General features: G+C 69.8%; 9 protein-coding genes. 7 read left to right on the top strand and 2 right to left on the bottom strand.

What is annotated here, in order from left to right; all coding sequences use genetic code 11:
- Both VFE05_22455 and gcvP read right to left on the bottom strand, forming a co-directional pair.
- The coding region (locus tag VFE05_22455) for a hypothetical protein (protein HET6232855.1) at positions 1-252 on the bottom strand (252 nt) is incomplete at its 3' end.
- Positions 253-377: 125 nt separating this feature from the next.
- Entirely contained in the window at positions 378-3,242 is a 2,865-nt protein-coding gene (gene gcvP / locus VFE05_22450) for an aminomethyl-transferring glycine dehydrogenase (protein ID HET6232854.1), read from the bottom strand.
- 701 nt (positions 3,243-3,943) lie between these two features.
- On the opposite strand from gcvP, the gene gcvH reads away from it, so the two are divergent.
- From gcvH to VFE05_22415, 7 genes are all read left to right on the top strand, one after another.
- Positions 3,944-4,330: a glycine cleavage system protein GcvH gene (gene gcvH / locus VFE05_22445; GenBank protein ID HET6232853.1), complete on the top strand. Its 387-nt coding sequence runs from the start codon at positions 3,944-3,946 to the stop codon at positions 4,328-4,330.
- Between the two features lie 265 nt (positions 4,331-4,595).
- A complete protein-coding gene (locus tag VFE05_22440; protein ID HET6232852.1) occupies positions 4,596-5,285 on the top strand; it encodes a metal-dependent hydrolase in 690 nt (229 codons plus the stop codon).
- Positions 5,286-5,353: 68 nt separating this feature from the next.
- Positions 5,354-6,160, top strand: a complete 807-nt coding sequence (locus VFE05_22435; GenBank protein ID HET6232851.1) for a lipoate--protein ligase family protein — start codon at positions 5,354-5,356, stop codon at positions 6,158-6,160.
- A gap of 70 nt (positions 6,161-6,230) precedes the next feature.
- On the top strand, positions 6,231-7,868 hold the full coding sequence (locus VFE05_22430) for an ABC transporter substrate-binding protein (GenBank protein ID HET6232850.1): 1,638 nt from the start codon (positions 6,231-6,233) through the stop codon (positions 7,866-7,868).
- 138 nt (positions 7,869-8,006) lie between these two features.
- Positions 8,007-9,665, top strand: coding sequence for an ABC transporter substrate-binding protein (locus VFE05_22425; GenBank protein HET6232849.1), 1,659 nt, complete (start codon positions 8,007-8,009; stop codon positions 9,663-9,665).
- Positions 9,666-10,047: 382 nt separating this feature from the next.
- A complete protein-coding gene (locus tag VFE05_22420; protein ID HET6232848.1) occupies positions 10,048-11,775 on the top strand; it encodes an ABC transporter substrate-binding protein in 1,728 nt (575 codons plus the stop codon).
- Between the two features lie 12 nt (positions 11,776-11,787).
- On the top strand, positions 11,788-12,692 hold a 905-nt coding region (locus VFE05_22415), incomplete at its 3' end, for an ABC transporter permease (protein ID HET6232847.1).

The following is a 12,692-nucleotide window of genomic DNA, read 5'->3' as shown; positions in this document are numbered from 1 at the left end:
CCGGACAGGGTCGTGCGAGATATGCCGCATGCTCACGAGCAGCGCGACGGGAGTCCAGTGCAGTGCGTGACCCACCGTGCGCCGCGCCTGGCTCTCCGCCATCGCTCGCCTGCGGTGCGAGAGGAAGCCGTGGATCGTGCCCACCGTGAGCAGCAGCGCAAACAGCTCCACCCAGTGGGCGGGATCGGCCAGCACGTACGCTTCACGCACCGTCCACGAGAGCACCGTGCTGACCGCAGGGAGAACGAGCACGTAACACGCGACGGCGGCTGCGAGGGAATGCCAAACGCCACGCGCCGCCCAGCGCTCCACGCCCTGCATGACCCGAACGCCTGGTCCGGGCTGAGTGGGCGCGAAACGACCGGACGGCGCCCCGGTCACGCGTACGCCTCGATGGGCGGGCAGGAGCAGACCAGGTTGCGGTCGCCGGCGGCGTTGTTCACGCGGCCCACGTGCGGCCAGAACTTGCGCTCGCGCGTGCCCTCGCTGGGGAAGGCGGCGCGCTCGCGGCCGTAGCCATGCTCCCACTTGTCCGCGACCACCACCGCCTGCGTGTGCGGAGCGTTCTTGAGCGGGTTGTCCGCGCGGTCCATGATCCCCAGCTCGATCTCGCGGATCTCCTCGCGGATAGCGACCATCGCGTCGATGAAGCGGTCCAGCTCGGAAAGCGACTCGCTCTCGGTGGGCTCGATCATCATCGTCCCCGCGACGGGGAAGGAGACCGTCGGCGCGTGGAAGCCGTAGTCCATCAACCGCTTCGCTACGTCCTCCACCTCGATGCCCGCCGCGCCCTTGAGCTGCCGCATGTCCACGATGCACTCGTGCGCCACGGTGCCCTTGGAGCCGCGGTAGAGCACGGGGTAGTGCTCCTGCAGCCGGCTCGCCACGTAGTTCGCGTTGAGGATGGCGATCTTCGTGGCGCGCGTCAGCCCTTCGGCGCCCATCAGGTGGATGTAGACCCAGCTGATGGTTAGGATGCTGGCGCTGCCCCACGGCGCCGCGGACACGGCGTTGTGGTCGCCGCCGCCCACGGGCACCACCGCGTGGCCGGGGAGGAACGGCACCAGGTGCGCCGCCACGCCGATGGGCCCCATGCCCGGGCCGCCGCCGCCGTGCGGGATGCAGAACGTCTTGTGCAGGTTCAGGTGGCACACGTCCGCGCCGATGTCGCCCGGGCGGCAGAGGCCGACCTGCGCGTTCATGTTGGCGCCGTCCATGTAGACCTGCCCGCCGTGCCGGTGCACGACCTCGCACACCTCCTTGATTCCCTCCTCGAACACGCCGTGCGTGGAGGGATACGTCACCATCAGCGCCGACAGGCTGTCCGCGTGCTTCTCGGCCTTGGCGCGCAGGTCCGCCAGGTCGATGTTGCCATCCGCGTCGGTGCCCACGACCACGACCTTCATCCCCGCCATCACCGCGCTGGCGGGGTTGGTGCCGTGCGCGGACTGCGGGATCAGGCACACGTCGCGGTGCGCGTCGCCGCGGCTGCGGTGGTACTCGTGGATGGCGAGCAGGCCGGCGTACTCGCCCTGGGAGCCGGCGTTGGGCTGGAGGGAGACGGCCGCGAAGCCGGTGATCTCCGCCAGGTCGGCCTCCAGGCTGCGGAACAGCGCCTGGTAGCCGCGCGTCTGCTCGCCCGGCGCGAACGGGTGGATGCGCGCGAACTCCGGCCACGAGACGGGGAACATCTCGCTCGTGGCGTTCAGCTTCATGGTGCAGCTGCCCAGGGGGATCATGCTGTGCGTGAGCGACAGGTCGCGCGACTCCAGCCGGCGAATGTAGCGCAGCATCTCCGTCTCGCTGTGGTAGCGGTTGAAGACGGGGTGCTCCAGGTAGCCGCTCGTCCGCGCGAAGAGCTCCGGCAGCTTCACGTCCACCGCGTCCGCCAGCTCCTCCACGGTGAAGTCCACCGCGCCGCCACGGGCCAGGGCGGCGAAGAGGTTGCGCAGATCCTCGGCGCCCGCCGTCTCGTCCATCGCCACGCAGACGGCGCCGTCCAGCACGCGCACGTTGATGCGGCGGTCGCGCGCGGCGGCCGCGATCGTCTCCGCGCGCGTGCCCACGCCGATGCGCACGGTGTCGAAGAAGACCTCGTGCTCCACCGTGTAGCCCAGGCGCCGCGCACCCTCGGCCAGCACCTGTGCCAGGCCGTGCACCCGCTCGGCGATGCGGCGGATGCCCTGCGGGCCGTGGTACACGGCGTACATGCCCGCCATCACCGCCAGCAGCACCTGCGCCGTGCAGATGTTGCTGGTGGCCTTCTCGCGGCGGATGTGCTGCTCGCGCGTCTGGAGCGCCATGCGCAGCGCCGGCTTGCCGTTCGCGTCGGTGCTCACGCCGATGATGCGGCCGGGGATCTGGCGCTTGTACTCGTCGCGGCAGGCGAAGAACGCCGCGTGCGGCCCGCCGAAGCCCAGCGGCACGCCGAAGCGCTGCGTGGTGCCCACCGCGAAGTCCGCTCCCCACTCGCCCGGAGGCGCCAGCAGCGCCAGGGAGAGGATGTCGCACGCAACGGTGACCACGGCGCCCTCGGCGTGCGCGCGGTCGGTGAAGGCGCGCAGGTCCGTCACCGCGCCGTCCGTCGCCGGGTACTGGAGTAGCATGCCGAACACGGGCGTGGAGAAGTCGAACGCCTCGTGGTCGCTCACGATCACGTCCACCCCGCGGGCGCGGGCGCGCGTGCGCACCACGTCGACCGTCTGCGGGTGGCAGCGGTCGGAGACGAAGAAGGCGTTGCGCGCCTCGCCACCCTTGATGCCGTACGCCATGGCCATCGCCTCGGCCGCCGCCGTGCCCTCGTCGAGCAGCGACGCGTTGGCGATGGGCAGGCCGGTGAGGTCCACCACCATGGTCTGGAAGTTCAGCAGCGCCTCCAGGCGGCCCTGCGCGATCTCGGCCTGGTAGGGCGTGTACTGCGTGTACCAGCCCGGGTTCTCCAGGATGTTGCGCTGGATCACCGGCGGCACGATGCAATCGTGGTAGCCCATGCCGATGAACGAGCGGAACACCTGGTTCTTCTCCGCCATCGTCCGCAGCTCGCGCAGCAGCTCGTACTCGCTGCGCTCCGGGCCCAGCGCCAGCGGCCGCTCCAGGCGGATCGAAGCGGGGACCGTGGCGTCGATCAGCTCGTCGAGCGAGCCATGGCCCAGCGCGTCCAGCATCTCGCGGACCTCGCCCTCGCCGGGGCCGATGTGCCGGCGCACGAAGGTGTCGGTGTGGGTCAGCAGCGATCTATTCACGGTATCTTTATCGGTGCGGTTGAGCGTGGCGGGAAGCCGCGGAATCTACCCGCGCCCCCGTGCGATGGCAAACCGGCGCGTCGGCCGGCAATCAGGCGCACTCCTACCCCGGCGCCGCCCCGAAGTGCGTAGCAGCCGCGCAGAAAGACGAGCCGCCGCAACGATATCCGCGACCTCGCCCTCGCGGCGAGCCGCATCGGAACGAAGGGTGATCGGTAGATGCGCGGCCGTCGATCCTCCTGCGCGGAACCAATCTACCGAGTCTGTCCACCCCCTCCGCTCCGGCCACCGATCGGCCGATGCGCAAACCCTGGCACGATGCACGAGAGGCGCACCACAACTCCAATCTCACCAAGCAATTATCCCCTCTCCCGCTTGCGGACGAGAGGCCGGGGGAGGGGGCACTTCTCCGCAGCCATCAAGCCTCTACAAGCCAGAACGCCGAATCGCGCCGAACTCGCGGGGAAGGTCAAAAAACCCCGCACTCCGCCGTCCTCCGCGCCCTCCGCGTCAGCCCTGCTTTCCGGGTGCTTCCGATGCGCAGCCGCCAGCACGGCGGATGAACGATAAGTAGCGCCGGCTGAACGGGTGATGCGCACCCGCCGACGGCGGGCCATGGCCCCCGTGTTTGCTTGACGCCCCCGGTGGCGCTTCGTATTCTCCCGGCGTTCCCCGACCCGTCTATTTCCGCTGGAGGATCGATGGCCAACGTTCCGCAGGACCTGCGCTACACCAAGCAGCACGAGTACGTCCGCGACCTGGGCGACGGGACCTTCGCGGTGGGGATCACCGACTACGCGCAGGGCGAGCTGGGCGACGTGGTGTTCGTGGAGCTTCCCCAGGCGGGCGCCAGCTTCGACGCGGAGGCCAGCTTCGGGACCATCGAGGCGGTGAAAGCGGTGTCGGACCTGTACTGCCCCGTGGCAGGCGAGGTGGTGGAGGCCAACGGCGCGCTCGACGCCAACCCCGCGGCGGTGAACTCCGATCCCTACGGCGAAGGCTGGATGATCAAGCTGCGCCCGTCCAACCCCGCCGACGTCGCCGGCCTCATGGACGCCGCCGCGTACCAGGAGCTGATCGGCGGCTGAGCGGACCTCCGGCCGGGCTACCTGGCGGTTGAACCCGTGGCAAAGACGGCGCAAAGTCCCGCTGCGGAGACGGATCCCGATGGATCAGCCGCGGCCGCAAGCCCAGTCGCACGATGCCCAACCCTCTCCCGCTTGCGGGGGAGGGTGCGAGCCTAAGCGAGCGGGAGGGGGCACCCCCGCCACCCCTCGAACCCAACGCACATCCCTCCGCGCCGGCTGAAACTCGCCGCGCGAGCCGGGCACCTTCACCTGCGGAGACGTTGAGATGGCGACGCTCACCTTCCACGGCCACTCCTGCTTCTCGCTGCTCACCGACGAGGGCACGCGCATCCTGTTCGACCCGTGGCTCGACGGCAACCCCGTGGCCGACATCGAGGCGAAGGACGTGGAGGAGCTGGACTTCATCCTCGTCTCGCACGGCCACTCCGACCACTTCGCGGACTGCATCGGGATCGCGAAGAAGACCGACGCCACGGTCGTCTCCACCTTCGAGCTGGTGTCGTTCGTCCAGAGCCAGGGCGTGAAGAACGGGCACGGCATGAACATCGGCGGGGCGCACGCCTTCCCGTTCGGCAAGGTCAAGCTCACCGCCGCGCTGCACACGGGCAGCATCGACGGCGACAAGGAGGGCGCGTTCACCACCGACTGCTGCGGCTTCCTGGTCACGCTCAACGGCGGCACCCGGCTTTACTTCGCGGGCGACACGGCGCTGATCATGGACATGCAGCTGCTGCGCGGCCAGGTGGACGTGGCGCTGCTCCCCATCGGTGACAACTACACGATGGGGCCGGAAGATGCGGCGCGCGCCGTCGAGTTCATCGAGCCGAAGACCGTGGTGCCCATGCACTACGACACCTTCCCCCTCATCGCCCAGGACCCCGAGGCGTTCCGCCGGAAGCTCTCCGGCCGCGCCAAGGTGCAGGTCATGAAGCCCGGCGACACGTTCGACATCTGACCCCGCAGCGAGGGCGCGGCGGACTTTCCTCGTCCGCCGCGCTTTTTCGCATCCGCCTCTCCCCGCCCATGCCCACCCCGCCCGCGCCCTGGCGCCTGCTCGACACGCCGCCCGCGCGCGGCGCGTGGAACATGGCGCTCGACCAGGCGCTCGCCGCGTCCGTACGCGAGGGCGGGGCGCCGGTGCTGCGCTTCTACCGCTGGACGCCGGCGTGCCTCTCCCTTGGCCGCAACCAGCCCGCCCGCGGCCGCTACGACCTCGACGCCCTCCACCGCGCGGGCGTCGAGGTCGTGCGCCGCCCCACCGGCGGGCGCGCCGTCCTCCACGACCGCGAGCTGACGTACTCCGTCGCGGTGGCCGAGGGCGCCCTCGGCTCCCCGCGCGAGGCCTACGCGGCCATCAACCGCGCCCTCGTGGGCGGCCTTCGCCGCCTCGGCGTGCCCGCTCAGCTCCAACCCGAGACGGGCGTCCGCGCGCCCGTTCCCTCCCTCGCGCCGTGCTTCAAGGACCCCACGGAAGGCGAGGTCGTGGTCGCCGGCCGCAAGCTCGTGGGCAGCGCGCAGCGGCGCGAGGACGGCGTCATCCTCCAGCACGGCTCCCTGCTGCTGGACGGCGACCAGTCCGAGGTCCGCGCCTTCCTCCTCGACCCGTCGTCCGAAGAGGCCGGAGCGGGAGATGGGGAGCCTCCGACGAGCCTCGCAGCCCTCCTCCCGTCTCCCCCGTCGTGGCAAGCCCTCACCGCCGCGCTGGCTGACGGATGGCGCGACGCGGTCGGCGTGGCCCTCGCCCCGGACGAGGCGACAGAGGATGAGATGCGGGCGGCGGAAAGGGAGATGGAACGGTTCGCGGGTGCGGCATGGACCTGGCATCATTGAGCGCCGCTCAGGCTTCGGGCGCGCGGCGGGCCGCGCGCCCCACCACGTCAGAACACGTCCGGGGGACGGGATGAACGCACGGAAGGCACTTCGCGCGGCTTGGGCCGCGCTCGCGTTGGGGACGGCGGCGTGCGGCGGCGGGGGCGGCGACGCGCGCGGGGCGGGCGGCGCGGCCGTGGGCGCGCCCGTGCGGGGCGGCACCGCCGTGGTGGCGGTCAAGAGCGACTTCGACGCCTTCAACCCGGTGACCAACACCGCGCTGACGACGGACGACATCATCAAGAACATGCTCTTCACGCCGCTCATCCAGTACGACGAGAAGCTCAACCCCGTCCCGTACCTGGCCGAGCGCTGGGAGCTGTCCGACACCAGCGTCACCTTCCACATCCGCGACGGCGTGAAGTGGCACGACGGCCAGCCCGTGACGGCCGAGGACGTGAAGTTCACCTTCGACCTAGCCAAGCTGCCGGAGACCGCGTCACTGCTGGGCTCGGCCTACCTGGGGATGATCAAGTCCGCCACGGTGGTGGATCCGCTCACCATCCGCTTCGGCTTCGTGGCCCCGCACTCGCAGCCGCTGGACGGGTTCTGGTGGGCGCCGCTGCCCAAGCACCTGCTCAAGGACGTGAAGCCGGCGGAGCTCACGCAGGCGCCCTTCAATCGCCAGCCGGTGGGCAGCGGGCCGTTCAAGTTCGTGTCGTGGCAGTCCGGCCAGGCCCTCACGCTAGAGGCGAACCCGCAGTTCCCCGCGTCGATGGGCGGGCCGCCGCGGCTGCAGCGCGTCGTCTTCAAGGTCATCCCCGAGGCCACCACGCGCAGCAGCGAGCTGGCGGGCCGCACCAGCGACGTGAACTACACCGTGCTGCCCGACGAGGCGCAGCGGATGGTGAAGCAGCAGGGCGTGCAGGTCTTCCACTACCCCTCGCGCGAGTTCACGTACCTGGGCTGGAACACCGCGCGGCCGCAGTTCTCCGACCCGCGCGTGCGCCGGGCGCTGACGATGGCGACCGACCGCACCAAGATCATGCAGGCGCTGCTCTACGAGTTCGCCAAGCCGGGCGGCTCCGTCATCCCCCCCATCAGCCCCATGAACCCGGGCCTCCAGCCGCTGCCGTACGACCCCGCCGGGGCCAAGGCGCTGCTGGCGCAGGCGGGGTGGACCGACACGAATCGCGACGGGCTGGTGGACAAGGGCGGGCAGCCGCTGCGCTTCACCATCATCACCAGCGCCGCCAACAAGCTCTTCACCGACGTGGCGACCGTGCTCCAGCAGCAGCTTCGCGCCGTGGGCGTGGATGCGCGCATCCAGCCTGTGGAGTTCCAGACCATGCTCCGACAGCACAAGGCGCGCGACTACGACGCCATCATCACCAACTGGACGTGGGACTACTTCAAGGCCGATCCCACGCCGCTCTTCTCCTGCGCCGAGGCGCGCAAGCCGGCGTCCGCCAACCGCACCGGCTACTGCAACCCGCGGGCGGACGCGCTGATGCAGGCGGGGCTCGAGGAAGGCGACCCGGCAAAGGCCAAGCCCATCTGGCTCCAGTTCTCGCAGCTCATGCAGCAGGAGCAGCCGGTCACGGTGCTCTTCTGGGCCGAGGAGATCGCCGCCGTGGGGCCGCGGCTGCAGGGCGTGAAGATGGACGCGCGCAGCAAGCTGGTGAACGTCCGGGAGTGGTGGATCCCCGCCAACCGCCAGCAGCACTAGGCCGGGAGCGGACGGAGTACGGGCCGCGGGAAGGAACACCCCACGCGCCGGGCCAGTACACCAGGGGCCCTCCGCACCCGCGGGGGCCCGCCGGCCAGGCCGGCGCCCGCCGTACCCCGCCTTCCCGGAAGTACCGACATGCAGAACGCATATGCCCGCACCTTTCCGCTCCTGGCCCTGGCCCTGCTCGCCGCCTGCGGAGGCGGCGGCGGCGCGGCGTCCCGAAGCGGAGCCGGGGCCGACGTGCCCGAGGCGCAGCGCTTCGGCGGGACCGCCGTGGTGAGCGCCATCGGCGAGATCCCGGACGTGAACCCGCTCACCTCCAGTGACCAGTCTGGCAACAACGTGCAGATGTTCGTGCTCTTCACGCCTGTGGTCGCGTACAACGACCGCCTGGAGCCGGTGCCGGCGCTGGCAAAGTCGTGGGAGCTGAACGCCGACAGCACCGAGCTGACCTTCCACCTGCGCGGCGACGTGTACTGGCAGGACGGCGTGAAGACCACCGCGCAGGACCTGAAGTTCGCCTACGACATGGCGAAGGACCCGAAGACCGCGTATCCCAACAGCAACTTCTTCACGCACTACGGCACGGCCGAGGCGCCGGACTCGTTCACCTTCAAGGTGCGCCTCACGCCCCACGCCGAGTTCATGGACCCGTGGCGCACCTTCTTCGCGGTCCCGCGCCACATCCTCCAGGGCACGAAGCCCGAGGAGATGAAGAACCACCCCTTCGGCACCAAGGCGCCGGTGGGGAACGGGCCGTTCCGCTTCGTTTCGCACGCGCAGGGCCAGCAATGGGTGTTCGAGGCCAACCCGCGCTATCCCAAGGAGCTGGGCGGGCGCCCGTACCTGGACCGGCTGGTGTATCGCGTGATCCCCGAGCCGGCCACGAACCTGAACGAGCTGCTGAGCGGGAACGTAGACTACTACATCAACCCGCCGGCCGAGCAGACGCCGCGCATCAAGTCCAGCGCCGCGGCGCGCCTGGAGACCTTCCCGGACCGCTCGTTCACCATCATCGCGTGGAACGAGCGCCGGCCGTTCTTCAAGGACGCGCGGGTGCGGCGGGCGCTCACCATGGCCATCAACCGCCAGGCCATCATCGACGGCGTGCTGTACGGCTACGGCACCCTCGCCGCGTCCACCGTGCCGCCGTTCTACTGGCAGTACGATCCGCAGGCGGGCGCGGACCTGAAGTACGACCCGGAGGGTGCCAAGCGCCTGCTGGCCCAGGCGGGGTGGACGGACCGCAACGGCGACGGGACCATCGAGGACGCGTCCGGCCGGCCGTTCCGCTTCACCATGAAGTCCAACCAGGGCAACCAGATCCGCGCCGACATCGCGGTGCGGGCCCAGTCGGACCTGCGCAAGGTGGGCATCGACGTGCAGCCGCAGATCGTGGAGTGGGGCACGCTGCTCGACCAGCTCCAGACCCCGTCGCGGCGCGACTTCGACGCGGTGGCGATCGGGTGGACCACCGAGTTCCGCATCGACGACACCGACCTCTTCTCGTGCCGCAAGATGGGCGGGCCGTTCCAGTGGGTGGGCTACTGCGACCCGCAGGTGGACCGCATGCTCGACACCCTGCAGACCATCCCCAGCCGCGCGGCCGCCAAGCCGGTCTGGGAGCAGTACCAGCGGAAGATCGCGGCCGACGTGCCGTTCACCTTCATCGACTTCGACCAGCGCCGCGAGGGGGTGAGCAACCGCCTGCGCAACGTGCACCCGGACGCCCGCGGCGACTTGGTCGGCGCCGCGAAGTGGTACATCACCCCCGAAGCCCGGAGGGCGCACTGACACCGCATCGCCTCGACCGAGATCGTCGCCTGACGCTCTCAGTCGATGATCGGAGATGCGGTCCAGCGAGGAGGAGGGGGGGTGATCGGATGAGCATTTACCGATTGACGCAGTCCGTCAGCCGATCGGATGATGTGGAGTGGATCGAGCGGCAGATGCGGACGGGTCGAACGGCGTTCGAGAGTCGGAAGATGCAGGTCTGCGAATTCGGCCGATGGTAGATCGGCGGACGAGCGGACGCGGATCGTGATGGTGATGGATGAACGGCGGATGGGCAGGTGCGGAGATGGCCGGCGGACGGGAGCGCGAGCGACGCGTGATCGGGAGATGCGCGGCGCGGCGGCTTCACGGCCCGATGCGGAACAACCCCAACGGACGACGGATGATGCGGAACCAGAGCAGCGGGTGGGCCGGGGCGCGGCGCGCGCTGGCGGTGGTCGTGGCGGGCCTGGCGGCGGCGTGCGGCGGGGACCAGGGCGCGGGCAAGACCGCGGCGGGTGCCGACGGCAGCGACGCCCAGCCCGACAGCGGGGGCACCGCGGTGCTGGCCGAGCTGGCCGACATCTCCAAGCCCATGCCGCTGATCTTCGACACGGCGCTGGACGGCGACATGATGGACATGATGTACATGGCGCTCACCCGCGGCGCCTGGCGCGACGGCAAGATCGTGTATCTCACGTCCAACGACTCGCCCATGGCGCTGGCGTACCACTACGAGTACGTGGGCCCGGACAGCGCCGGGCTGCGCTACTACATGCGGTCGGGGCTGAAGTGGAGCGACGGGCAGCCCATCACCGCGCAGGACGTGGTGTGGACGTATGACGTGATCCGCGACCCCAAGCTCGCCTCGCCGCGGCAGGACTACCTGGCGCACCTGGACTCGGTGACGGCGCAGAACGACTCCGTGGTCACCTTCTGGTTCAAGCAGCGCTACCCGGAGATGCTGTACCACTCCGGGCTCAACATCGCCCCGAAGCACGTGTACGGCAGCATGGACCCGGGCGCCATCCGCACGCACCCGGCGCTTCTGAACCCGGCCGGCAAGCTGGTGGTGAGCGGGTCGTACATGATCGGGCAGTGGTTCAAGGGCGACCGCATCGTGTTCGTGCGCAACCCGTACTTCCGCGTGCCGGGGCGGCTGGACCAGATCGTGATCCGCATCATCCCCGAGGCCACGACCCGCCTCACCGAGCTGATGACGGGCGGCGTCGACTTCACCCGTCCCATCTCGTTCGACCAGATCGCGCACGTGAAGGCGCAGGCACCGAACGTGCGTTTCGAGCGCGAGCAGCAGCGAAACTACGACTTCATCCAGTACAACCCGCGCGGCTTCGACGCCTTCGCCGACCCCGAGATCCGCGAGGCGCTGGGCATGGCGATCGACGTGAAGGGGATCATCCCCGCGCTGCAGATGAACGGCTACGCGGTCCCGGCGGGCGGCCCGTACTCGCCCATCTTCAAGGAGCTGTACGACCCGGCCACCATGGGCCCGCTGCCGTACGACACCGCGCGGGCCCGGGCGATCCTGGCCGGCAAGGGCTGGAAGGACAGCGACGGCGACGGAGTGCTGGACAAGGGCGGGAAGCCGTTCAGCTTCGAGCTGCTGCTCAACTCGGGCAACCCGCGGCGGGCAGACGCGTCGCAGATCATCCAGCAGCAGTGGAAGCGGATCGGGGTGGATGCGCACCTGGCGGTGCAGGAGTTCAACACCTACAACGACCGCCTGACGCGCAAGGAGTACCAGGCGGCCGCGGCGGGCTGGTCGGTGTCGCTCTCCCCGGCGCTCGACGAGCTGTGGTCCAAGAACAGCCCGTTCAACCGGGTCTGGTACGACGACCCGCAGACGTTCGCGCTCTTCGAGAAGGCGCTTGCGCAGCCCACCGAGGAGCTGGCGAACCCGCTCTGGAAGCAGGCCGCGGCGCGCATCGTCTCGCTGCACCCGTACACCTGGCTCTGGTACTGGGACAGCGTGGACGGGGTGAACAACCGGCTCAAAGGGATGAAGGTCGACACCTATGGCGCATACCAGAACACCTGGGAGTGGTGGATCCCCAAGAGCCAGCAGCGCCGCCCGCAGGCCGGCGCCGCCGCAGCGCCCGCCAAGAGCTGAGCGGGGGGCGCCGTGATCGGCTACCTTCTGCGCCGCCTGCTGGGCGCCATCCCCCTGCTGCTGGGGGTGCTCACGCTCATCTTCTTCATCATCCACCTGGCCCCGGGCGACCCCACGGCGCGGTTCTTCAACCCCAACGTGGCGCCCGAGGTCATCGAGCAGATGCGGCGCAACCTGGGCCTGGACCAGCCGCTCCACATCCAGTACCTGAAGTGGATGAAGTCCTTCCTCACGGGCGACTTCGGCTACTCGTTCGGGCAGATGCGCCCCATCCGCGACATCCTGCCCGAGGTGCTGTGGAACACGCTCCAGCTCACGCTGATCTCGCTGGTGGTGATCTTCGTGGTGGGCATGCTCATCGGCATCGTGCAGGCGGTGCGGCAGTACTCGGTCGCCGACAACGTGCTGACCTTCCTGGCACTCTTCTTCTATAGCATGCCCAGCTTCTGGTTCGCGCTGATGCTGACCCTGATCTTCGCCCTCAAGGCGAGCGAGTGGGGCTGGCACGCGCTGCCGTCGTCGGGCATGACCAGCGTGGACTACGACTACCTGGGCGCGGGCGGGCAGATCCGCGACCGGCTGGTGCACCTGATCCTGCCGTCCATCGCCCTCGGCATCGGCTCGGCCGCGGGCGTCGCGCGGTACATGCGCGGGGCCATGCTGGAGGTGATCCACCAGGACTTCATCCGCACGGCGCGCGCGAAGGGCCTGTCCGAGCGCAAGGTGATCTTCAAGCACGCGCTACGTAATGCGCTGATCCCCATCGTGACCCTGCTGGGCCTGTACCTGCCCTTCCTGCTCTCGGGCGCGGTGCTGGTGGAGACCATCTTCGCCTGGCCGGGAATGGGACGCGCCATCGTGGACGCCATCCTTTCGCGCGACTACCCCATGGTGATGGCCACCTCGTTCGTCATCGC

This window comes from Longimicrobiaceae bacterium (assembly GCA_035696245.1).
Lineage (GTDB): Bacteria > Gemmatimonadota > Gemmatimonadetes > Longimicrobiales > Longimicrobiaceae > DASRQW01.
Note: the sequence above shows the minus strand (reverse complement) of the source record. Positions and strands in the feature narration are given on the sequence as shown.